At 74.0% G+C, this 22871-nt stretch carries 20 protein-coding genes; 10 read left to right on the plus strand and 10 right to left on the minus strand.

Going from position 1 to position 22871, the window contains the following annotated elements:
* Positions 1 to 21: 21 nt before the first annotated feature.
* From ACN20G_RS20810 to ACN20G_RS20825, 4 genes are all read right to left on the minus strand, one after another.
* Positions 22 to 636, minus strand: a complete 615-nt coding sequence (locus ACN20G_RS20810) for a Tat pathway signal sequence domain protein (RefSeq protein WP_424214310.1) — start codon at positions 634 to 636, stop codon at positions 22 to 24.
* A complete protein-coding gene (locus ACN20G_RS20815; RefSeq protein ID WP_424214311.1) occupies positions 633 to 1064 on the minus strand; it encodes a hypothetical protein in 432 nt (143 codons plus the stop codon). The genes ACN20G_RS20810 and ACN20G_RS20815 overlap by 4 nt, the downstream gene beginning before the upstream one ends.
* 114 nt (positions 1065 to 1178) lie before the next feature.
* Positions 1179 to 1634, minus strand: a complete 456-nt coding sequence (locus ACN20G_RS20820) for a PaaI family thioesterase (protein ID WP_424214312.1) — start codon at positions 1632 to 1634, stop codon at positions 1179 to 1181.
* A 65-nt stretch (positions 1635 to 1699) separates the two neighbouring features.
* A complete protein-coding gene (locus ACN20G_RS20825; RefSeq protein ID WP_424214313.1) occupies positions 1700 to 3988 on the minus strand; it encodes an FdhF/YdeP family oxidoreductase in 2289 nt (762 codons plus the stop codon).
* 156 nt (positions 3989 to 4144) lie between these two features.
* On the opposite strand from ACN20G_RS20825, the gene polA reads away from it, so the two are divergent.
* Positions 4145 to 6877 carry a DNA polymerase I gene (polA, locus tag ACN20G_RS20830; protein WP_424214314.1) on the plus strand — a complete coding sequence of 911 codons (2733 nt, stop codon included), beginning with the start codon at positions 4145 to 4147 and terminating at the stop codon, positions 6875 to 6877.
* Between the two features lie 69 nt (positions 6878 to 6946).
* Here polA and ACN20G_RS20835 read toward each other — a convergent pair whose 3' ends face one another.
* Positions 6947 to 7819 (minus strand): DUF4184 family protein, encoded by an 873-nt coding sequence (locus ACN20G_RS20835; RefSeq protein WP_424214315.1) that lies wholly within the window; start codon positions 7817 to 7819, stop codon positions 6947 to 6949.
* A gap of 236 nt (positions 7820 to 8055) precedes the next feature.
* On the opposite strand from ACN20G_RS20835, the gene ACN20G_RS20840 reads away from it, so the two are divergent.
* The 3 genes from ACN20G_RS20840 to ACN20G_RS20850 all read left to right on the plus strand — a co-directional run bounded on the left by ACN20G_RS20840 (position 8056) and on the right by ACN20G_RS20850 (position 10571).
* Positions 8056 to 9360, plus strand: coding sequence for a lytic transglycosylase domain-containing protein (locus tag ACN20G_RS20840; protein WP_424214316.1), 1305 nt, complete (start codon positions 8056 to 8058; stop codon positions 9358 to 9360).
* Positions 9361 to 9437: 77 nt separating this feature from the next.
* Positions 9438 to 9581 carry an SPW_0924 family protein gene (locus ACN20G_RS20845; protein ID WP_424214317.1) on the plus strand — a complete coding sequence of 48 codons (144 nt, stop codon included), beginning with the start codon at positions 9438 to 9440 and terminating at the stop codon, positions 9579 to 9581.
* Positions 9582 to 9590: 9 nt separating this feature from the next.
* Positions 9591 to 10571, plus strand: coding sequence for a DUF3068 domain-containing protein (locus ACN20G_RS20850; RefSeq protein ID WP_424214318.1), 981 nt, complete (start codon positions 9591 to 9593; stop codon positions 10569 to 10571).
* 31 nt (positions 10572 to 10602) lie between these two features.
* On the opposite strand, the gene hrpB is transcribed toward ACN20G_RS20850, so the two are convergent.
* Entirely contained in the window at positions 10603 to 13242 is a 2640-nt protein-coding gene (hrpB, locus tag ACN20G_RS20855) for an ATP-dependent helicase HrpB (protein ID WP_424214319.1), read from the minus strand.
* A gap of 7 nt (positions 13243 to 13249) precedes the next feature.
* Positions 13250 to 14140 carry a class I SAM-dependent methyltransferase gene (locus ACN20G_RS20860; RefSeq protein ID WP_424214320.1) on the minus strand — a complete coding sequence of 297 codons (891 nt, stop codon included), beginning with the start codon at positions 14138 to 14140 and terminating at the stop codon, positions 13250 to 13252.
* Between the two features lie 417 nt (positions 14141 to 14557).
* Here ACN20G_RS20860 and rpsA point away from each other — a divergent pair, with 417 nt between their 5' ends.
* From rpsA to ACN20G_RS20885, 5 genes are all read left to right on the plus strand, one after another.
* Positions 14558 to 16069 carry a 30S ribosomal protein S1 gene (gene rpsA, locus ACN20G_RS20865; protein WP_424214321.1) on the plus strand — a complete coding sequence of 504 codons (1512 nt, stop codon included), beginning with the start codon at positions 14558 to 14560 and terminating at the stop codon, positions 16067 to 16069.
* Positions 16070 to 16296: 227 nt separating this feature from the next.
* A complete protein-coding gene (locus ACN20G_RS20870; protein ID WP_424215613.1) occupies positions 16297 to 17178 on the plus strand; it encodes a PAC2 family protein in 882 nt (293 codons plus the stop codon).
* Between the two features lie 59 nt (positions 17179 to 17237).
* On the plus strand, positions 17238 to 17849 hold the full coding sequence (gene coaE / locus ACN20G_RS20875) for a dephospho-CoA kinase (protein ID WP_424214322.1): 612 nt from the start codon (positions 17238 to 17240) through the stop codon (positions 17847 to 17849).
* Positions 17850 to 17874: 25 nt separating this feature from the next.
* Complete coding sequence (locus ACN20G_RS20880; protein ID WP_424214323.1) at positions 17875 to 18315, plus strand: tetratricopeptide repeat protein; 441 nt, start codon at positions 17875 to 17877, stop codon at positions 18313 to 18315.
* Between the two features lie 45 nt (positions 18316 to 18360).
* Positions 18361 to 18909: a flavoprotein gene (locus ACN20G_RS20885; RefSeq protein ID WP_424214324.1), complete on the plus strand. Its 549-nt coding sequence runs from the start codon at positions 18361 to 18363 to the stop codon at positions 18907 to 18909.
* Positions 18910 to 18916: 7 nt separating this feature from the next.
* On the opposite strand, the gene ACN20G_RS20890 is transcribed toward ACN20G_RS20885, so the two are convergent.
* The 3 genes from ACN20G_RS20890 to ACN20G_RS20900 all read right to left on the minus strand — a co-directional run bounded on the left by ACN20G_RS20890 (position 18917) and on the right by ACN20G_RS20900 (position 20505).
* Entirely contained in the window at positions 18917 to 19444 is a 528-nt protein-coding gene (locus tag ACN20G_RS20890) for a DinB family protein (protein WP_424214325.1), read from the minus strand.
* 4 nt (positions 19445 to 19448) lie between these two features.
* A complete protein-coding gene (locus ACN20G_RS20895; RefSeq protein WP_424214326.1) occupies positions 19449 to 19757 on the minus strand; it encodes a DUF6343 family protein in 309 nt (102 codons plus the stop codon).
* Between the two features lie 133 nt (positions 19758 to 19890).
* A complete protein-coding gene (locus ACN20G_RS20900; RefSeq protein ID WP_424214327.1) occupies positions 19891 to 20505 on the minus strand; it encodes a hypothetical protein in 615 nt (204 codons plus the stop codon).
* Between the two features lie 337 nt (positions 20506 to 20842).
* Between ACN20G_RS20900 and ACN20G_RS20905 the strand changes: the two genes are divergently transcribed.
* Positions 20843 to 22762 (plus strand): helix-turn-helix domain-containing protein, encoded by a 1920-nt coding sequence (locus ACN20G_RS20905; protein ID WP_424214328.1) that lies wholly within the window; start codon positions 20843 to 20845, stop codon positions 22760 to 22762.
* The last annotated feature ends 109 nt before the right edge of the window (positions 22763 to 22871 follow it).

Here is a 22871-nt window from a genome sequence, read left to right on the forward strand (position 1 = left end):
AGGACCGTGGGGCGGTTTGGGTCATGACGTGGCCGAAGGGCTCGCGTCTCGCACTTCGGGACAAGCCCTGCTCAGGGCGTCGGAAAGATCGCGCGCATATCGGTCACCCAGGATGTAACTGTGATCCTCTTTTCGTTCGCCATTACTCAGGGTTACATCCAGAAAGGGCAGTCCGGAATTACGTGCCACGTGCACGCAATCGACCACGCGAATGGCCACTTCCACGATCCGGACCTCTCCCTCGGCCACCGTGACCGGTTCGGCCGGCCGGATCTCGACTGTCAGCGCTCTTGACGGCTGGGTGATCCGCTCCACCGTCACCGGCGGCCCCGTCAGGTTCCGAACGCGGACGGTGAACGCGAACGCCGCCCCGGGCGGTCGGGTCGCGAGCGGATCCCCGTAACCCATCGCGACCCGCTGCGAGGGCAGCGCCGGCTCCGGGGCGGGCGGCGCGGGCGGCTCGGGGTGCGCGGTCAGCAGCCGCCACAACGGCAGCAGGGCCAGCGCGAGCGGCACGACGAGGAAGGCCGCGAACCGCGCCCACCGACGCGGCACGCGCCGACGGCGGCGCGGGGCGGGGCCCTCGGGCCCGGCCGGTTCGGGCCCCTCGGCCTCGATCGGGCCGATGCCGCTCACCACGGCCCTCCGGTGGGCACGGGGGCGGGTCCGACGGAGGGTTCGCGCGGGGAGTACCGCAGCCGGCAGCCCTCGTTGATCCGGGCGGTCATGACCCGGTCCGCGGCCTCCCGCCCCCCGGGCTCGGGCAATCGGGTCCGGGCCTCGGCCAGGGCCGCGCGGAGGATCTCGTACTGGTCGCCGGAGAGCCCCATGGACTGGTAGTCGAGCGCCCCGGGATCCAGGTCGGCGGTGCCGCTCTCGGCGGCCAGGGCCCGCTGGCCCCAGTGGGCGAGCAGGAGGACGCACAGGGAGTCGGGCGGCATCGAGGGGGCCGATCGCGGGGGTCCGTCCGGTTCCCCCGGGGTGCAGGCGGCCGTGGTCGTGGCCAGGGCGAGGCCGAGGAGGAGGGACGCGGTGCGGTGGGCCGTGCGCGGGGCGGTCCTCATGCGCGGCACGGTAGGGCTCCGGGGCGTGCCCGGCAACGGTCGCGACGGCGCGGGTGGGCGCGGGCGGTGCCCCGGGGGTCGGTGTTCGGGGTCGGGCCGTCCGCGCCCGGTGGATCAGGCGTCGCGCAGGAGGCAGGTGAGGCGGGCGGTGCAGACGCGGTTGTCGGCCTCGTCGGTGATGACGACCTCGTAGGTGGCGGTGGAGCGGCCGCGGTGGACGGGGGTGGCGACGCCGGTGACCAGTCCGTGGCGGGCGGAGCGGTGGTGGGTGCAGTTGAGGTCCACGCCGACGGCGAGTTTGCCGACGCCGCCGTGGAGCATGGCCCCTATCGAGCCGAGGGTCTCGGCGAGGACCGCGGAGGCGCCGCCGTGCAGGAGTCCGTAGGGCTGGGTGTTGCCCTCGACGGGCATGGTGGCGACGACGCGTTCGGGGGCGGCTTCCAGGACGCGGATGTCCATGCGGCGGCCGAGGTCGCCGGCGGAGAAGAGGGCCTGGAGGTCGAGGCCGAGGGCGGCGTAGGTGTCGAGGATCTCCTGCGGGAACTTCACGGTGTGCTGGGCGTCGCCCATGGCGGGTGTGCTCCGTTCTTCGTGCGAGGGGTCGTCGTGCGCGGATTCGGTTGTATCAGGCACGTTCACGTGGCGGGAGTGGTGGTGGTGTTCTCGAAGCGGACGACGAGGGACTTGCCGGCGGGGGTGTTGCTGGTGTCGGCGGTGGCGTCGAGGGGGACGAGGACGTTGGTCTCGGGGTAGTAGGCGGCGGCGCAGCCGCGGGCGGTGGGGTAGTGCACGACGCGGAAGCCGGGGGCGCGGCGGTCGACGCCGTCGGTCCATTCGCTGACGAGGTCGGTGTAGGCGCCTTCGGGCAGGTCGAGTTCGGCGGCGTCCTGGGGGTTGACGAGGACGACGCGGCGGCCGCCGGTGATGCCGCGGTAGCGGTCGTCGAGGCCGTAGATGGTGGTGTTGTACTGGTCGTGGCTGCGCAGGGTCTGGAGCAGGAGGCGGCCGGGCGGCAGGTGGGGGTGTTCGACGGGGGCGGCGGTGAAGTTGGCCTTGCCGGTGGTGGTGGGGAAGCGGCGTTCGTCGCGGGGGGCGTGGGGGAGGGCGAAGCCGCCGGGGTGGGCGGCGCGGGCGTTGAAGTCCTCGAAGCCGGGGACGACGCGGGCGATGCGGTCGCGGATGAGGGCGTAGTCGGCTTCGAAGGCGGCCCAGGGGGTGTGGGTGCGGTTCCCGAGGGTGGCCAGGGCGAGGCGGGCGACGATGGCGGGTTCGGAGAGGAGGTGGTCGCTCGCGGGGCGGAGGTTGCCGCGGGAGGCGTGGACCATGCCCATGGAGTCCTCGACGGTGACGAACTGGCGTCCGCTCTTCTGGGTGTCGCGGTCGGTGCGGCCGAGGGTGGGGAGGATGAGGGCGCGTCGGCCGGTGACGGCGTGGGAGCGGTTGAGTTTGGTGGAGACGTGGACGGTGAGGCGGGTGCGGGCGACGGCGGCCTCGGTGACCTGGGTGTCGGGGGTGGCGGCGACGAAGTTGCCGCCCATGGCGAAGAAGACCTTGGCGGTGCCGTCGCGCATGGCGCGGATGGCGTTGACGACGTCGAGGCCGTGGTGTCGGGGGCTGGTGATGCCGAATTCGGTGTCGAGGGCGTCGAGGAAGGCGGGGGCGGGGCGTTCGAAGATGCCCATGGTGCGGTCGCCTTGGACGTTGGAGTGGCCGCGGACGGGGCAGACGCCGGCGCCGGGGCGGCCGACGGCGCCGCGGAGCAGGAGGAGGTTGACGACTTCGCGGATGGTGGGGACGGAGTGTTTGTGCTGGGTGAGGCCCATGGCCCAGCAGACGATGGTGCGTCGGGAGGCGAGGACCATGGCGAGGGCGGTCTCGATCTCGGGGCGGGTGAGGCCGGTGGCGGTGAGGGTGGTGTCCCAGTCGGTGTCGGCGGCGGCCTTGGCGAGGTCCTCGTAGCCGTGGGTGTGGTCGCGGACGAATTCCTCGTCGACGGCGCCGGGGGTTTCGATGACGAGGCGGTTCAGCATCCGGAAGAGGGCCTGGTCGCCGCCGAGCCGGATGGGGAGGTGGAGGTCGGTGAGGGCGGTGCCGCGCAGCATGCCGGCGGGGGTCTGGGGATTCTTGAAGCGTTCGAGGCCGGCTTCGGGGAGGGGGTTGATCGAGATGACGCGGGCGCCGGCCTTCTTGGCCTGTTCGAGGGCGCTGAGCATGCGGGGGTGGTTGGTGCCGGGGTTCTGGCCGGCGACGATGATCAGGTCGGCGAGGTGCAGGTCTTCGAGGCTGACGCTGCCCTTGCCGACGCCGAGGGTTTCCACGAGGGCGGAGCCGGAGGACTCGTGGCACATGTTGGAGCAGTCGGGCAGGTTGTTGGTGCCGTATTCGCGGGCGAAGAGCTGGAAGAGGAACGCGGCCTCGTTGCTGGTGCGGCCTGAGGTGTAGAACACGGCCTGGTCGGGGTCGTCGAGGGCGTTGAGTTCCTCGGCGATGATCGCGAAGGCGCGTTCCCAGGTGACGGGTTCGTAGCGGTCGCCGCCCTCGGGCAGGTACACGGGGTGGGTGATGCGGCCCTGTTGGCCGAGCCAGTAGCCGGAGCGGCGGGCGAGGTCGGCGACGGGGTGGGCGGCGAAGAAGGCGGGGGTGACGCGGCGCAGGGTGGCCTCTTCGGCGACGGCCTTGGCGCCGTTCTCGCAGAATTCGGCGGTGTGGCGCCGCTCTCCTTCGGGCCAGGCGCAGCCGGGGCAGTCGAAGCCGTCCTTCTGGTTGACCTTGAGGAGGGTGCGGGCGGTGCGGGCCAGGCCCATCTGGGCGGTGGCGGCGCGCAGGGTGTGGGCGATGGCGGGGAGGCCGGCGGCGGAGTGCGCGGGGGGTCCGACCCGCGGTGCGTCCTGGACGGGATCCCCTGTGGGCGGCTGGACGGCCATGATCGCTCCCCTTCGAGCCCGGTCGCCGACGTGCGGGTGGGTCGGCGTGCCTGTGGTGTCGTCCTTCGATCCTGTCACGGTGCGGGTGCCCGGCGGGGGCGGGGCCGGGGGTGTGCGCGGGCCCGGGTTGTCCGCGGTGCCCCCTAGGATCGAGGGGTGGCAGATTCAGCATCGAAGCAGACCGAGGACAAGACCGCGTCGGGCGGGGCGGACCGCCCGCGCCTGATGCTCATGGACGGGCACTCGCTGGCGTACCGGGCGTTCTTCGCGCTGCCGGCGGAGAATTTCACGACCGCGAGCGGGCAGCCGACCAACGCCGTCTACGGCTTCGCGTCGATGTTGGCGAACACGCTGCGCGACGAGTCGCCCACGCATTTCGCGGTGGCCTTCGACGTGTCGCGCAAGACGTGGCGGTCGACGGAGTTCCCCGAGTACAAGGCGAACCGGTCGAAGACCCCCGACGAGTTCAAGGGGCAGGTGGAGCTGATCGGGGAGCTGCTCGACGCGATGGCCGTGCCCCGGTTCGCGGTGGACGGGTTCGAGGCGGACGACGTGATCGCGACCCTGGCCACGGAGGCGGAGTCGCTCGGGTTCGACGTGCTGATCGTGACCGGTGACCGGGACTCGTTCCAGTTGGTGTCGGAGCGCACGACGGTGCTGTACCCGACGAAGGGCGTCTCGGAGCTGACGCGGTTCACTCCGGAGAAGGTGCAGGAGAAGTACGGGTTGACCCCGGCGCAGTATCCGGACTTCGCGGCGCTGCGCGGTGACCCGTCGGACAATCTGCCGGGCATCCCGGGGGTGGGCGAGAAGACGGCCGCCAAGTGGATCAACCAGTTCGGTTCGTTCAAGGAGCTGGTGGAGCGGGCCGAGGAGGTCAAGGGCAAGGCCGGGCAGAACTTCCGGGAGCACCTGGAGGCCGTGAAGCTGAACCGGGTCCTGACCGAGATGGTCCGGGACGTGGAGCTGCCGAAGGGCGCCGCCGATCTGGGGCGGGCCCCGTACGACCAGGCGCGGGTGACGGGTTTCCTGGAGACCCTGGAGATCCGCAACGCCTCGCTGCGGGAGCGGCTGCTGGCGGTGGACCCGGGTGCGGCCGAGGCGGAGGCCCCGGCGCCGGCGGCCGGGGTGGAGCTGGACACGACGGTGCTGGGCGCCGGCGAGGTCGCGGCATGGCTGGCGGAGCACGGCACGGGCCCGCTGGGCGTGGCCACGGTGGACACGTGGGCCCTGGGCACGGGCCGGGTGGAGCAGTTGGCGTTGGCGTCGGCGGACGGGGCGGCGGCGTGGCTGCGGCCCGAGGAGCTGACGCCGGAGGACGAGTCGGCGCTGTCGGCGTGGCTGGCGGATCCGGAGCGGCCCAAGACGGCACACCACGCGAAGAACCTGTGGCGGGTGCTGCCCGAGCACGGCTGGTCGCTGGCGGGGGTGAGCACGGACACGGCGTTGGCCGCGTACCTGGTCAAGCCGGGGCGCCGGTCGTTCGCGCTGGACGTGCTGTCGGTGGAGTACCTGGGCCGGGAGCTGGCGCCGGCGGCGGCGGCCGAGGGGCAGCTGGCGTTCGGGGCGGAGGACCACGCGGAGGCCGACGCGCTGATGGCGCAGGCCCGGGCGGTCCTGGATCTGGGCGGGGCGTTCGCGGACCGGCTCGCGGAGGTCGGGGCGGTGGAGCTGCTGCACGACATGGAGCTGCCGACCTCGGAGCTGCTGGCGCGGTTGGAGCGGGCGGGCATCGCCGCCGACCGGGAGCACCTGGAGGCGATGGAGCAGCAGTTCTCCGGGGCGGTGCAGCAGGCGGTGAAGGAGGCGCACGCGGCCGTCGGGCACGAGTTCAACCTGGGTTCGCCCAAGCAGTTGCAGGAGGTGTTCTTCGGCGAGCTGGACCTGCCGAAGACGAAGAAGACGAAGACCGGGTACACCACGGACGCGGACGCGTTGGCGTGGCTGGCGACGCAGACGGACCACGAACTGCCCGTGATCATGCTGCGCCACCGTGAGCAGGCGAAGCTGCGGGTCACGGTCGAGGGCCTGATCAAGACGATCGCGGCGGACGGGCGGGTGCACACGACGTTCAGCCAGACGGTCGCGGCGACCGGCCGGCTGTCCTCGATCGACCCGAACCTGCAGAACGTGCCGGTGCGCACGGACGAGGGCCGGGCGATCCGGCGCGGGTTCGTGGTCGGTGCGGGGCACGAGTCGCTGATGACGGCGGACTACAGCCAGATCGAGCTGCGGGTGATGGCGCACCTGTCGGAGGACGCCGGGCTGATCGAGGCGTTCGCCTCGGGCGAGGACCTGCACACCACGGTGGCCTCGCAGGTGTTCGGGGTGGAGCGGTCGGCGGTGGACGCCGAGATGCGCCGCAAGATCAAGGCGATGTCGTACGGGCTGGCGTACGGGTTGTCGGCGTTCGGGCTGTCGCAGCAGTTGAACATCGAGCCGGCCGAGGCGCGGGGGTTGATGGAGACCTTCTTCGAGCGCTTCGGCGGGGTCCGTGACTACCTGCACCGGGTGGTGGAGGAGGCGCGGGCCACCGGGTACACGCAGACCCTGTTCGGGCGGCGCCGCTACCTGCCGGACCTCAACAGCGACAACCGGCAGCGTCGGGAGATGGCCGAGCGGATGGCGTTGAACGCGCCGATCCAGGGCACGGCGGCGGACATCGTGAAGGTGGCGATGCTGCGCGTGGACCGGGCGTTGACGGAGGCCGGGTTGGCCTCGCGGATGCTGCTCCAGGTGCACGACGAGATCGTGCTGGAGATCGCGCCGGGCGAGGCCGGGCCGGTCGAGGAGCTGCTGCGTCGGGAGATGGCCGCGGCGGTGGAGCTGCGGGCGCCGCTGGACGTGTCGGTGGGCGTGGGCCGGGACTGGGAGTCCGCCGCGCACTGACCCGTCGGGGTGCTCCGCCGCGGGCCCGGCGCTCGTCCTTCGGGACGGGGGCCGGGCCCGCGGCGCGTGTCAGGCGGTGCCGGGGGTGCGGGGGGCGGTGCGGCGCAGGTGGGCCCAGAGCGCGTAGAGGAGCAGGGCGGGCGCGAGGCCGGCGCCGGCGCCGAAGCAGACGGTGGGGATCAGGTCGAGGGGGGTGTCGGCCCGGTCGAAGAAGCTGTAGAAGCGGCGGACGCGGAAGGCCACGCCGATCGCGACGGCGAGGAGCAGCCAGCCGGCGATCAGGAGTCGGTCGGGCCCGCGCAGCACGGGCAAGGGGGCCGGACGCGTGCCCGGGTCCGTGTCGGGGGTGGTGCGGGGCGCGGGGGAGTGGCGCAGGGCGTGCGCGATCGACCCGAGCAGGATCAGGGCGGCGAGGGCGGAGCTGCCGTACTGGACCCAGGAGTGGGCGGGCAGTCCGGCGACGGTGCGGTTGAGGACGGGGACCAGGTCGGTGCCCCAGCGGTCGTGGTGGGTGAAGGCGTCCCAGACCACGTGGGTGATCGAGCCGAGGACGGCTGAGCACGCGAACCAGGCCGCCAGGACCGCCCGGGAGCGGGTGGGCGGCAGCCCGTCGGGTCCGGTGCGCCAGGGTTCGCCGCGCAGCAGGGGGTGGGCGCGGGAGCGCAGCCGGGCGGGGGCGAGGGCCAGGAGGGGGCCGCGCAGGGCGGCCCAGGCGGCGGCGAGGAGGGCGGTCAGGGCGAGGTCGGCGGTGAGGATTCCGGGCAGGGAGTGCGTGAACGTGCCCCAGGACATGGCCCCGGGGATCAGGGACTCGGCGAAGTAGACGGTGTCGGGGGCGAAGGAGCCGCACACCAGGCCGCTCGCGACGAGGGGGCCGCGGGCGCGTCCGGTGCGCCGCAGGGCGGGCAGGACGGCGGCGGCGTGGCTGAGGGTGAACGGCATCGGTGGTGCCTTCCGGTGCGTGCGGGGTGACGCGTGTGGGGCTCCGGTCGCAGATCAGACCGGCCCAACAGCATCAAATCATCTCAAAGTGCCCGTGGAATGGGCCGAATTGATCGAGTCAGTATGCGAGGCGGGCGAAAGACGTGGGGAACCGGTGAAATCCCGGCTCCGCCGGCTACCGGCCGGTAGGTACTTGACGTATGGTCACGCGGACGCCGAAGGGGAGGGACACGATCATGCCGACAGGATTCGGACGGACGGTGCTCAAGACGGGCGGCACCGCGCTCGTCACCGCCATCGCGGTCGCCGCGCTCACCGGCTCGCAGGCCCTGCCGGGGGTCTCCGCCGGTGCCACGCTCGCCGGCGACGGGGCCCCCGCACCGGCCCCCGCGCCCGCCCCGGCCGCCGCGCCCGAGGCCCCCGCGAGCGGCGGCGACGGCAGCTGGCACATCGCCCTGCCACCCCTGGTCAGCCCCACCCCGCCCGCCGTCCCCGCCCCGAGCGCGGAGGCCGGCCAGGCCGGCGGCGCCGAGGGCACGCCCGCGGCCCCCGCCGGCGCGCCCGACCCGCAGGACGCCGCCCGCCGCCTCGGCGCCGGCGAGTCCGCGCGCGGCATCCCCGCCACCGTCCTGGCCGCCTACCTCGCCGCCGCCGAGAAGATCGCCGCCGCCGACCCCGGCTGCGGACTGCGCTGGCAGCTCCTCGCCGGCATCGGCAAGGTCGAGTCCGGACATGCGGGCGGAGGCCGCCTCGCCGCCAACGGCACCACGCTCAGCCCGATCCTCGGCCCCGTCCTCAACGGCGCCGGCTTCGCGAACATCTCCGACACCGACGGCGGCGCGTACGACGGCGACGCCCGCTACGACCGGGCCGTCGGCCCCATGCAGTTCATCCCGTCCACCTGGGCCGGCTGGGGCCAGGACGGCAACGGCGACGGCCGCCGCGACCCCAACAACATGTACGACGCGGCCCTCGCCGCCGGCCGCTACCTCTGCGCCGGCGACCGCGACCTGCGCACGGGCGCCGGCCTGAACCGCGCGATCCTCTCCTACAACCAGTCCACCGAGTACCTGAACACGGTGAAGACCTGGTTCGCGTACTACGAGGGCGGCTCGCACGCCATCCCGGACGACCCGAACGCCCCGGCCCCGGCCAACCCCCCGGCCCCCAAGCCCAAGCCGCTGCCGACCCCGCCGCCCACCCCGAAGCCGACGCCCACGCCGACGCCCACGCCGAAGCCAACCCCCACCCCGACGCCGACGCCGACGCCGACCCCGACCCCGACCCCCACGCCGAAGCCGACCCCGACGCCGACGCCCACGCCGAAGCCGACGCCCACGCCGACCCCCACCCCCACACCGGCCCCGAAGCCGACCCCGACTCCGACCCCGAAGCCCACGCCGACGCCGACGCGGAGCACCGGGACCGAGCCCACCCCCGAGGCCCCGTCGAGTGCCCCCGCCGAGCCCGCGACGCCGTCCGTCCCGGCCCCCGCGTCCGCCTCCGTCGCGACCGGCCCGACCCCGTCCGACAAGCCCTGACCCGACGGTTCTCATCTCGTCCGCGCATTGCTACGGTGCCGCCACCCTGACGACCCATCAGATCTCGGAGGCCGGCCATGCGCGCATTCGTCGCCGCCGCCATCGGTCTGGTCGCCGCCCTCGCCCTCGTGCTCGCCGTCACGGCGTTCGGGAGCCCCGAGGGCGCGACCGACCCGCGGCCGCTGCTCACCACCGCGCCCGCCAAGCCCGGACAGAGTTGAGGAGCGCCCATGCGACGCCGCGCGAGTCTCGTCCTGGTGGCCCTGGCGGCCTTCTGCCTCGCCCTCTCGCCCCTCCTGCGCTGGTACGCCTACCCGCGCCTGGCCAAGATCCCGGCCAACCAGTACCAGGAGGTGGTCCTGGAGGCCCGGAACGCGACCCTCCTCGACTACACCGGCGGCATGAAGCCCAAGAAGGTCGACAAGGTCACCATCGTCCAGACCCTCAAGGGCAACGTCGAGGAATCCCGCAAGGTCGAGAGGACCGCCGGCCGCGACGTCGTCGTCTGGGACTCCCTCTCCTACGTCGCCGGCCCCGACGGCAAGATGGTCTCCGCCATCCCCGAACGCTACGTGTTCGACGCCCACACCCAGGAACCCGTGCACGCCGGCGGCGAGATGGTCGACGGCGACCCCGTCCGCCGCGAGGGCATCGAGTTCAAGTGGCCGTTCTTCACCGAACCCCGCGACTACCTCTACTTCGACGCCCAGACCCGCACCTCCGCACCCATCCACTACGTGGGCACCCGCACCTTCCGCGGCATGGAGGTCTACTACTACGAGCAGACGGTCCCCTGGACCAAGGTCGCCATGCCCAAGAAGATGCCCATCCCCGGCATCGACCCCACCACCATCGAGAAGACCACCGGCACCACCCTCTGGTACACCGCCAAGCGCATGTTCTGGGTCGACCCCGTCACCGGCGCCCCCGTCAACGGTGAGCAGGTCATGGACCAGGAACTCCGCGGCGGCATCGCCGCCTCCGCCCCCGAGGGCCGCCTCACCGCCTTCTCCGGGCACGTCAAGATGCGCGAGGACTACGTCCGGCACACCGTCGACCTGGTCTCCGCCAACCGCGTCATGGTCCTGGCCCTGCACACCTGGGCCCCCCTCGGCCTCGCCGGCCTCGGCGTGCTCCTCTTCCTCCTCGCCCTCCTCCTGGAGGTCCGCGACCGCCGCACCCGCCCCGACGAGGCCCCCGCCCCCGCCTGAGCGGCCCCCACGACGCCCCCGAACCGGCCCGCTACCCGCCCGAGCGGGCCTTCGTGTACCGCGTCGCCGTCGCCGAACCCGGGTCCTCCGGCCACGGATGCCTCGGGTACCGGCCCCGCAACTCCGCCCGCACCGCCCGGTACCCCTCCCGCCAGAACGACTCCAGATCCGCCGTCACCGCCGCCGGCCGGCCCGCCGGCGACAACAGGTGCACCACCACCGGCACCCCCGGCTCACCCCCCACCCGAGGCGTCGCCGTCCACCCGAACAACTCCTGCAACTTCACCGCCAACACCGGCTGTTCGCCCGAATAGTCCACCCGCACCCGCGAACCGCTCGGCACCTCGATCCGCTCCGGCGCCCACACGTCCAACCGCGTGGCCTCCCCGCTCGCCCACGGCAACAAGCGCTCCAAGGCCGCGCCCGCGTCGATCCGCCCCAGATCCGCCCGCCGCCGCGCCCGCGACAGCTCCGGCTCCAGCCACTCCCCGGCCCGCGCCACCAGCGACGCGTCGTCCACCGCCGGCCACGCCCCGCCCCGAGCCCGGGCCAGGAAACCCAACCGCGCCCGCAGCGACACCGCCCGCTCCGACCAGCGCAACAACCCCGGGCCCTCCGCCCGCAACCCCGCCAACAGCGCCTCCCGCACCAGCGCCGGATCCGGATCCCGTACCGGACGCACCGTCAACTCCACGGCCCCCAAACGCTCCACCTCCCGCGCGACCACGTCCCCGTCCCGCCACACCACCTCCGTGCCCGCCGACGCCAGGTGCGCCGCCGCCGACCGCGCGTCCGCCTCCGACACCGCCGCACCCGACCGCACCCGCGCCGACGCCGCGTCCCCGCCCCGGTCCGCGACCGCCACCGCCAACCACCGCGCCCCGCGCAACCGCGAACCCTCCGACGCCGTCACCCCCGTGCCCGAGACCGTCAACCAGCCCGCGCCCGTCCCGTCCGCGCCGCCCTTGGCCCGCGCCACCCGCTCCGGGAACGCCAAGGCCACCACCAGACCGGCCGCAGCCTCGTCCGACAGCCCCGAGCCCCCGTCGGCCGGGCCCGCCGCGGACCCCACCGCCCTCGCCAGCCGCCGCGCCTCCTCCCGCCACCGTCGCGGATAGCCCTCACCGCCGCGCCGCACCACCCGCCACACCTCCGCGAGGTCCTCCCCGTACTCCCGGGGCGGCTCCTCCGACAACAGCGCCACCACCTCCGCCGCCCGCCGCGCACCCACCACCGAGGCCCCGTCCAGCAGCGCCCGCGCCGCCCGCGGATGCAGCCCCGACCGCGCCATCCGCGCACCGCGCGCCGTGACCCGGCCCGCGTCGTCCACCGCGCCCACCGCCGACAACACCGCCCGACCCGCCGCCAGGGCCCCCGCCGGCGGCGCGTCCGCCAACGCCAGACCCGAGGCGTCCGGATCACCCCAGCACGCCACCTGCAACGCGAACGAGGTCAGATCCGCCAACCGGATCTCCGGCGTCGGGAACGCCGGCAACGTCCGCTCCTCCGCCTCCGCCCAACACCGGTACACCGCCCCCGGCGCCTCCCGCCCGGCCCGCCCCGCCCGCTGCCGGCCCGAGGCCCGCGAGGCCCGCACGGTCACCAGCGAGCCCATGCCCCGCGCGTGATCCATCCGCGGCTCCCGCGCCAGACCCGCGTCCACCACCACCCGCACCCCGGGCACCGTCAGGCTCGACTCGGCCACCGCCGTCGCCAACACCACCCGACGCCGCCCCGCGCCCGCCCCCGACAACACCGCGTCCTGCACCTCCGCCGGCGCCCGCCCGTGCACCCGCAACACCTCCACCACCGCCCCCGAGGTGTCCCGCACCTCACCCAGCGCCCCCGCCACCCGCGCGATCTCCCCGACCCCCGGCAGAAAACACAGCACGTCCCCCGGCCGCTCCGCCAGCGCCCGCCGCACCACCGAGGCCACGTGCGCCAAGAACACCGGATCCACCCGCGTCCCGCGCGGCGGACGCACCGCCACCGGCGGCGGCGCCCACACCACCGCCACCTCGTGCGCCGTCCCCGCCGCCTCCACCACCGGCGCCGGCCGCCCCGGCCCCGCACCCAGCAGCCCCGCCCAGCCCGCCGCGTCCGTCGTCGCCGACGCCGCGATCAACCCCAGCTCCGGCCGCAGCGCCGCCCGCACGTCACACAGGAACGCCGCCACCGTGTCCGCGTCCAGATGCCGCTCGTGACACTCGTCGAGGACCACCAGATCCACCCCCGACAACTCCTGGTCCCGCTGCAACCGCCGCAACAGCACCCCGGTGGTCACCACCTCCACCCGACAGTCCGGACCCACCACGCGCTCCCCGCGCACCGTGAACCCCACCGACTCCCCGACCCGCTCGCCCAACAACCACGCCATCCGCCGCGCCGCCGCCCGCGCCGCGATCCGACGCGGCTCCGCCACCAGCACCCGCCGCGCCGGCCCGCCCCCGAACCCCGAACCCGCCGGCAACAGGCCGGCCAGCGCCAAGGGCACCAGCGTGGTCTTGCCCGTGCCCGGCGGCGCGCACAGCACGGCCGCGCCCGCCCCCTCGACCAGGGCGGCCCGCAGACCGGGCAGCGCGGAACCCACCGGCAGCGCGGCCAGCTCACGCGCGCGCACGCGCGACGCGGGGGAGGGGGAGGGGGACGCGGGGGAGGGCGGGGTGCTCATGTCGGCCTCAGTCCCGGTCGCAGACGAAGATCGCGGTCCCGGGGATCAGGTTCCCGCGCAACGGGGACCAGCCCCCCCACTCCTGCCCGTTCCACGCGGGCCACTCCGGCTCCACCAGGTCCCGGATCCGGAACCCCGCCGCCACCAGCTCCCGCACCCGGTCGCCCACCGTCCGGTGGTGCTCCACGTACACGGCCTCGCCCCGCTCGTCCTGCTCCACGTACGGGGTCCGGTCGAAGTACGAGGCCGCCACCGACAGACCCTCCGGCCCCGGCTCGTCCGGGAACGCCCACCGGATCGGGTGCGTCACCGAGAACACCCACCGGCCCCCCGGCCGCAGCACCCGCCGCACCTCCGTGAACACCGCCACCGGATCGGCCACGAACGGGATCGCCCCGTACGCCGAACACACCAGGTCGAAGGCGCCGTCCCGGAACGGCAGCGCCCCCGCGTCCGCCTCCACCAGCGCCGGCGGCGCCCCGTCCCCGTCCGACAGTCGCAGCGCGTGCTGCAACTGCCGGTGCGAGAGGTCCAGGGCCACCGCCCGGGCCCCGCGCGCGGCCAGCCAGCGCGAACACTGCGCGGCCCCCGCGCCGATCTCCAGCACGTCCTTGCCCGCGAGCCCCTCGACCGGCCCCAGCAGCCCCGCCGTCTCCTCGTCCAGGCCCTCCGGACCCCACACGAAGCGGTCGTCGCCCAGGAACGCCCCGTGATCGCTCTGGTACTCGTCGGCGTTGCGGTCCCACCAGCCGCGATTGGCCCGACTGCTCTCCGCGTCCGTGGCCTCACGGCGGGTGGCCTCGGCCTCCTCGTCCGAAGTGATCCCCGTCCCGTACGGTTCTTCGGAGGTTTCGCCCCCTTGGAACGCGGGGCCCGTGGTCGTATTCTTCGAGGTCATTCGAGGCCAATCGATCGGTCCGGACGCGCACGGACGAAGCCGGGACACCGGCGTCGCACGGGGTCCGGGGAGTGCGGCACGGAAGTGGTGCGAACACCCTTTTTCGGGTGCGCGGCCCACGAGTTGTGCCGGGAATGGGGCGATCCGCCCCGGGTGTGCGCCTTCGCGCATTGACCCTGCCCGGCCGCCCCCGTATGCTACAAGTTGCGTCGCGGGCCTGCGCTCCTCAGACCTAGCAGGCTGCGCTCGCATCTGTTGCAGTCCCCTCGGTTTTCGAGGCCCTGTCGTTCGTTTTCCGCCCCGCGGACCGGCGACCTTCAAGGGCCTCCTTGGCTGTCCGGCGTATCAGATGGCGATAAGGGCTCACGGCGTTGCAGTACCTACGACCTTCTGTCCGTAACCGGAGCCCTTTCCCACATGACGAGCAGCACCGAGACCACCGCCACCACTCCGCAGGTTGCGGTCAACGACATCGGTAACGAGGAAGCCTTCCTCGCCGCGATCGACGAGACGATCAAGTACTTCAACGACGGCGACATCGTCGACGGCGTCATCGTGAAGGTCGACCGGGACGAGGTCCTGCTCGACATCGGTTACAAGACCGAAGGCGTCATCCCGAGCCGCGAACTCTCGATCAAGCACGACGTCGACCCGAACGAGGTCGTCAAGGTCGGCGACGAGATCGAGGCCCTGGTTCTCCAGAAGGAGGACAAGGAAGGCCGCCTGATCCTCTCGAAGAAGCGCGCCCAGTACGAGCGCGCCTGGGGCACCATCGAGAAGATCAAGGAAGAAGACGGCATCGTCACCGGTACCGTCATCGAGGTCGTCAAGGGTGGTCTCATCCTCGACATCGGCCTCCGCGGCTTCCTCCCGGCCTCGCTGGTCGAGATGCGTCGCGTCCGCGACCTCCAGCCCTACGTGGGCAAGGAGCTCGAGGCGAAGATCATCGAGCTGGACAAGAACCGCAACAACGTGGTCCTGTCCCGCCGCGCCTGGCTCGAGCAGACCCAGTCCGAGGTCCGCCAGACCTTCCTCACCACCCTGCAGAAGGGCCAGGTCCGCTCCGGCGTCGTCTCCTCGATCGTCAACTTCGGTGCGTTCGTGGACCTGGGTGGCGTCGACGGCCTCGTGCACGTCTCGGAGCTGTCCTGGAAGCACATCGACCACCCGTCCGAGGTCGTCGAGGTCGGTCAGGAAGTCACCGTCGAGGTCCTCGACGTGGACATGGACCGCGAGCGCGTCTCCCTGTCGCTGAAGGCGACCCAGGAAGACCCGTGGCAGCAGTTCGCCCGCACCCACCAGATCGGCCAGGTCGTCCCCGGCAAGGTCACCAAGCTGGTTCCGTTCGGTGCGTTCGTCCGCGTCGACGAGGGCATCGAGGGTCTGGTCCACATCTCCGAGCTGGCCGAGCGCCACGTGGAGATCCCGGAGCAGGTCGTCCAGGTCAACGACGAGATCTTCGTCAAGGTCATCGACATCGACCTCGAGCGTCGCCGGATCTCGCTGTCCCTCAAGCAGGCCAACGAGTCCTTCGGTGCCGACCCGGCGTCGGTCGAGTTCGACCCGACCCTGTACGGCATGGCCGCGTCCTACGACGACCAGGGCAACTACATCTACCCCGAGGGCTTCGACCCCGAGACCAACGACTGGCTCGAGGGCTTCGAGAAGCAGCGCGAGGAGTGGGAGCGCCAGTACGCCGAGGCGCAGGTTCGCTTCGAGCAGCACCAGGCGCAGGTCATCAAGAGCCGCGAGGCCGACGCCGCCGCCGAGGCCGAGGGTGCGACCGCCCCGGCCGCGACCGGCAACGCCGGTTCGGGCAGCATCTCCGGTGGCTCGTACTCCTCGGAGTCGGACGACAACGCCGGCGCCCTGGCCTCCGACGAGGCCCTGGCCGCGCTCCGCGAGAAGCTGGCCGGCGGCCAGAGCTGATCACGGCGCGCACCGCGCGGTGACGCGCGGTCGTGACACCACGGGGAAGGCCCGTCCCCTTCGGGGGGCGGGCCTTCCCCGTGTTTTTCCGCCCACCGGGAATGGCAGGGCCCGCGACGATGTTGGTCACAACAGACAGCGGCCGGAGGAGTGGAGGAGTGGTGACGGTGGCTCGGGATCCCAAGACCCTGTACACGTGGGACGAGAAGGGCCTCGCGGTGGCCGACATGGCCCTGGCCCAGGAGTCCGCCGGACTGGTCATGCTCTACCACTTCGAGGGCTACATCGACGCCGGGGACACCGGCGAACAGATCGTCGAACGCATGCTGGACACCCTCCCGCACCAGGTCGTCGCCAGCTTCGACAGCGACCGCCTCGTCGACTACCGGGCCCGCCGCCCCCTGCTCACGTTCACCCGTGACCACTGGAGCGACTACGAGGAACCCCGCCTCGACGTCCGGATCGTCCAGGACACCACCGGCGCCCCCTTCCTCCTCCTGTCCGGACCCGAACCCGACACGGAATGGGAACTGTTCGCGCGCGCCGTCCGCCAGATCGTCGAACGCCTCCGGGTCCGCCTCGCCGTCAACTTCCACGGCATCCCCATGGGCGTCCCGCACACCCGGCCCGTCGGCATCACCCCGCACGGCAACCGCACCGACCTGATGCCCGGTCACACCAGCCCCTTCGAAGAGGCCCAGGTCCCCGGCAGCGCCGAATCCCTCGTCGAGTTCCGCCTCGCCCAGGCCGGACACGACGTCCTCGGCGTCGCCGCCCACGTCCCGCACTACGTGGCCCGCTCCCCCTACCCGGACGCCTCCCTCACCGCCCTGGAAGCGATCACCGCCGCCACCGGCCTGGTCCTCCCCGGAGTCGCCCACGCGCTGCGCACCGAGGCCCACCGCACCCAGACCGAGATCGACCGGCAGATCGGCGAAGGGGACGAGGAACTCGTCGCCCTCGTCCGAGGGCTGGAGCACCAGTACGACGCGGTCGCCGGCGCCGAGACCCGCGGCAACATGCTCGCCGAACCCGTCGAGATCCCCTCCGCCGACGAGATCGGCCGCGAATTCGAGAAGTTCCTCGCCGAACGCGAAGGCGAGGGCTGAGCCGACCGGGAGGCCCCGACCCCTGTGGGTCGGGGCAGGCCACCCCGTAGGCTGCGGACATGCTGAAAGTGGGCCTGACAGGCGGAATCGGAGCCGGCAAGAGCGAGGTGTCACGCCTCCTCGCCCAATACGGGGCGGTCGTCGTGGACGCCGACCGGATCGCGCGCGAAGTGGTCGAACCCGGCACCCCCGGGCTCGCCGCCGTCGTCGACGCCTTCGGCCCCGAGATCCTCACCCCCGACGGAACCCTCGACCGGCCCCGCCTCGGCTCCCTCGTCTTCGCCGACCCCGACCGGCTCGCCGTCCTCAACCGGATCGTGCACCCCCTGGTCGGGGCCCGCTCGGCGGAACTGGAAGCGGCCGCCGGACCCGAGGCCATCGTCGTCCACGACGTGCCGCTGCTCACCGAGAACGGCCTCGCCCCCCTCTACGACCTCGTCGTCGTGGTGGACGCCCGGCCCGAGACCCAACTGCACCGACTGACCAACCTGCGCGGCATGCCCGAGGACGAGGCCCGCAACCGGATGGCCGCCCAAGCCGACCGGGCCGACCGACTGGCCATCGCGACCCTCGTCGTCGACAACGACGGACCGCTGGCCGACCTCGCCCCCCAGGTCCGCAAGGTCTGGGAGGAACTCACCGCCCGCGCCGATGCCGGCGGGCATCCGTGAGGCGGGAGAAGGGAAGAAGACACACATGTCCGCAGCCACGCCGGCACCCGAGCCGGGCCCCGAGCAGCACGACCACCGGCCCACCGGCCCCGACCGCCCGCCGACCCCCGCCGACGCGGTGACCCACGTCATCGACTTCCGGGCCGCCGAACAGCTCCTCGACGGCCGGGACCCGCGCGGAGCCGTCAAACTCCTCGACTCCGTCATCGCCGCCCACCCCGAGAACACCGCGGCCCGTCTCCTGCGGGCCCGCGCCTTCTTCGCGGCCGCGCAACTGCGTCCCGCCGAGCTCGAATTCGAGCTGGTCCTGGAACGCGAACCCGACAACGCCTTCGCCCACTTCGCGCTGGCCCGCACCCACGAACGCGCCGGCCGCCCCGAACGGGCCCGACGACACTTCCGGTTGGCGGCCGCCCTCGACCCCCGCCCCGAGTACCTCAAGGCCGCGGGATTCGACGGAGCCTGAGCCCGTGAGTCGGCCCCGGGCCCCGTCATGTGATCACATGTCGGTATGACGAGGACTCTCTACCTGTTCTGTGCCGGCGCCCCACCCGTGTTCGACGTGGCCCACGTCGTCGAGCACGCCCAGGCCCGGGGCTGGGACGTCTGCCTCGGACTGACGCCCACGGCCGCCCACTGGGTGGCCGAAAGCCTGGGCGGCCTGGCCACCCTCACCGGCCACCCCGTGCGCAGCGCGTACAAGATGCCCGGCGACCCGGACCTGTGGCCGCCCGCCGACGCGATCCTGTTCGCGCCCGCCACGTTCAACTCCCTCAACGCGTGGGCCCTCGGCCTCACCGACCGTTTCGTCGTCGGCGTGGTCGCCGAGGCCCTCGGCAAGGGCACCCCCGTGGTCACCATGCCCTGCCTGAACGAGGGCCTGGCCGCCCACCCCCGCTTCGACCGCACCCTCGCGGTGCTCCGCGAGGCCGGCGTGCGCGTCCTGTACGGGGAGGGCGGGTTCACGCCCGGCCCCGTCGGACCGGACGCGCCCCCGCTGTTCCCGTGGCTCGCGGCCCTGGAGGAACTGGACCGGATCGGAGCCGAACCGGCCGCCTGACCCGCCGCTACTCGCCGGTGCTGCCGTCCAGGGCCTCCCGCAGCAGGTCCGCGTGCCCGTTGTGCCGCGCGTACTCCTCGATCATGTGGGCCAGGATCCAGCGCAACGAGTACTCCTCGCCCTCGTGGCTGCCGACGGCCGCGAGGTCGGGCGCGGCGGCCACGATCTCCCGGGAGCGGTCGCAGCACTCCCGCCAGTACGCGAACGCCTCCTCGGGATCGGCGTCGGCGACGTGGAACTCGGTCCACTCCCCGGACTCGTCCTGCGGGTAGCGGGCCTTGGTGCCGCGCGAGACGAAGGTCTCCTGGAACCATCCGCGCTCCACCTCGGCCAGGTGACGCACCAGGCCGAGCAGGGTGAGCCCGGAGGGGGCCACGGCGGGGGTGCGGAGCTGTTCGGGGGTGAGCCCCGAGCACTTCCAGGCCAGGGTGTCCCGCTGCCACTGGAGCATGCCGGTGAGGGTCTCGCGTTCGTCGCCGGTCAGGGGCGAAGGGGTCCTGGTCACGGTGGGGGTCACGGTGGTGTCTTCGGTCATGGGCTCATCCTGGGGCCCCGCCCCGGGGTGGCGCACCGGGTTTGCGAGGACCAGGGTCCGGGGGGTGGTAGGGCGGGACCTCGGGACCGGGCTGCCAATGCGGGCCCTGGCGCATCCGGTGCAGCACCAGGAGCAGGTCCAGCAGGCAGATCAGGGCCAGGACACCACCGGCGGCGGCCCAACCGGGCTCGCCGAGCAGGACGAAGGCGACGGTCCCCACCACCGCCCACAGCAGGCCCCACAGACTCAGTACGCGACGCAGCCGCAGGGGGCTGCGGGCCGTCGTCGGCTCGTCCCCGGAACGCACGGCCACTCACCGCCTTCCCGGTCCCGACCGGTGCCGTCCGGTCCCGTCCTCGCCCCCGCCGGTCGGCGTCTACCCGACGGGGGCGAGGTCACGCCGGACCCGGCGCGGCCCGTTCCGGCGTGGCTCGGTGCGGCTCGGCTCAGTGGAGCTTGTTCACGGCCGTGGTGGTGGTCTTCTTGAAGGCCGGTACGGGTGCGTCGGTCAGGTATCCCATCTGGCCCCAGGTGACCACCGTGACCGTGGTGCCGTCACGGCCGATCCCGAAGAGGTGCACGCCCGGCTCCGACTCCGGGATCGAGGTGTGGACCCCGTAGACGTGCGCGCCCTCCTCGACCTTCAGCGGGCCGTAGTCCTGCCAGGAGGCGGTGCCGCCGGGGGTGGTGCGGAGCCAGTCGGCGGCGCAGGCCGCGACCTTGGAGCGCAGCTTCGTGGCGAGCTGCTTGGCGGCGGCCTCGGAGCCGGTGCGCACGGAGACCTGCGTGGCGCCGGTGTCGTACTCGGTGCCGAACTGGCGGTGCCAGGTGCCGTTGGCGGGGATCACCCCGTCCAGGCAGAAGGGGGTGGTCTCCGGGGCGCCGGCGGTGACCTCGCCCGTGTACCAGGGGGAGGAGGGGTGCGGCGGCAGGTCTGTCCCGACGAGGAAGCCGGGGGCGGTGGGCGCGGCGCCGGCGGCGCCGGCGGTGCCGAGTCCCAGGGCGAGGGCGGCGGTGGCGGAGAGGAGGGCGGTCAGGCCCGCCGTGAAGCGCTTGGACATGTGGTGCATCCCCGTTCGGTGCGAATGGCGTCGTGGTGTGTGGACGGCCGGGTCCCGTCGTGCGTCGCCCTTCGGGTGACGGTGGGAGGCGCGGTCCGTGACTCGGGTGGGTGATCCGGGGGTCGATCCCTCGGGTCGTCCCGGGATCAGAGTGGCCGGCGACCGGGGCGTTCCACCAGGTTGTCACCCGGATCGGGGAAGCTGGAACGCTTTCACCCGGGTTGACCTGCGGGAACGGCGGGGGGTGGAACGGCGGGGTGGAACGGTCGACCCGGGGGAACGGGTGGGGCGAACAGGCGCGGTCCGCGGGTGCGGGCCGGAGGAGAGGCGGGGTGCGGTGAGGGACGAGGACGGATCGACGGCGGTCCGGTCGGAGGAGGCGCGACGGTTCGCGGCGTTGCTGCGGGGCGTGCGGGAACGGTCGGGGAAGAGCTACGGGACGCTGGCGCGGGCCCTGCACACGAGCACGTCCACGTTGAACCGGTACTGCCGGGGGGACGCGCTGCCGGCGGAGTTCGCGGTGGTGGACCGTTTCGCGCGGGCCTGTGGGGCGGACCGCTCGGAGGCCCTGGCCCTGCACCGGGCCTGGCTGCTGGCGGACGCCCGGCGCCGACACCTCCGGGAGACCCGGGGCCGCATCCCGCCGCCGGCCTCGGCCCAGGCCCAGGCCCCGGCCCCGGCCTCGGCCCAGGCCCCGGCCCCGGCCCCGATGCCGGCCGACGGCGGCGGAGCCGGGGCCGGCACGGCCCAGGATCCGGCGGCCGGGGTGGCCGGGGTGGCGCAGGATCCGGCGGCGGGGGCGGCCGGGGTGGCCGAGTCGCGACCGGCCACCGGGCTCTCCGTGCCGCCCCCAGAGGGGCCCCGCCCCACCGGGGATGTCCCCGGCTCGGGGTCCGTCTCCGGCTCGGGATCCGGGTCCGGGTTCGGCCCCGGCCCCGGCTCGGGGTTCGGCCCCGGCTCGGGATCTGGGCCCGGCTCCGGCTCCGGCTCCGGCTCCGGGTCCGGGTCGGTGTCCGGCTCCGGGTCCGGGTCGGTGTCCGGGTCCGGGTCCGGGTCGGGGTCCGGGTCGGTGTCCGGGTCGGGGTCCGGCTCGGGGTCCGGCTCGGGGTTCGGGTCTGGCCCGGGGGCCGGGTTCCGGGCCGGGGCCGGTTCGGGCGACGGGGCTGGGGCCGGGGGTGTTGGGGTGCCGGTGCCGGTGCCGGTGCCGGTGTCTGTGGCCTTGTCCGTGGTGGGTGGCGGCGGGGGGTTGTCGGTGGGGGGCCGGGTCGTGCTCGGGGACCGGCGGCGTCGGCGGCGGGCCGGGTGGACGGGGGCGGGGGTGGCCGCGCTGGTGGCCGCCGCGTTGGCGTGGACCCTGCCCGGGGACGCCGCTCCCCGGGGTCCGGTCGGGGCCCCGGCGGGCGGCGCGGGGACCGTTTCGGCGCGGCCCGGTGCCGGGCCGGGGCCGGGGCCCGCGCGTTCCTCGGCGCCGCCCACCGCCGGTGCGTCGGCCCGGGCCGTCGGGCCCGGTGTCTCGGGGACCCCGGCGTCCCCGGACGGGACGCCGGGGGCCTCGGCCGGACCCTCCGCGTCGGCCTCCGGCGCGGCGCCGACCCGATCCGGCGGGGCCGGTCCCGCCGCGCCGGGGCGTTCGTCGGGCGCCGGGGCGCCCCGGGTCGCGGTCCGGTCCCACGTGTGGTCCTTCGGCTGCGATCACACCTACCTGTCCCCGCTGCCGCCCACCCGGGTGCCCGGCCCGCCCTCGGCCGCCGACGCCCCGCAGTGGGCGGCGGCCCAACAGGCGGTGCACGGGGGCCGGCAGATCGTGGAGGTCGGGGTGCACGCCCCGGGGGACGAGGCGCTGGTGCTGCACGGGGTGGAGGTGCGGGTGGCGGGCCGCGAGGTGCCGCCGGCGTGGAACGCGTACCGGATGTCCGTGGGCTGCGGCGGGGTGCTGACCCCGGCGGTGCTCGGCGTCAACCTCGACGCCCCGCGTCCCCAGGCCCGGCCGGTCGCCGGCGGGGACGAGAACGGGGGCATTCCCGCGCCCCGGTTCCCGCTGCGGGTGGCGGCCGGGGACCCGGTGGTGCTGCGGTTCGAGGCCGAGGCCACGGGCTGTGACTGCGCCTGGTACCTGGAGCTGTCCTGGTCGGGTCCGGGGGGTTCGGGCACGGTCCGGGTGGACGACGGGGGCCGGCCGTTCCGGACGGTGGCCGTCGCGGGCCGGCCCGCGTGGGACTGGTCCGACGAGGGGCGGTGGGTGCGCCGGGCGGGGTGATCCGAGGCCCGGGGGACCCCGTCCGGCCCTGGTCGAAATCCACCGTTGTCGGTGTGCGTGCCTACACTCGCCGAACGGGTTCTGTCGGCTCTGACCAGGGCCGCGACGG

This window comes from Streptomyces dryopteridis, from assembly GCF_049606955.1.
Taxonomy (GTDB): domain Bacteria; phylum Actinomycetota; class Actinomycetes; order Streptomycetales; family Streptomycetaceae; genus Streptomyces.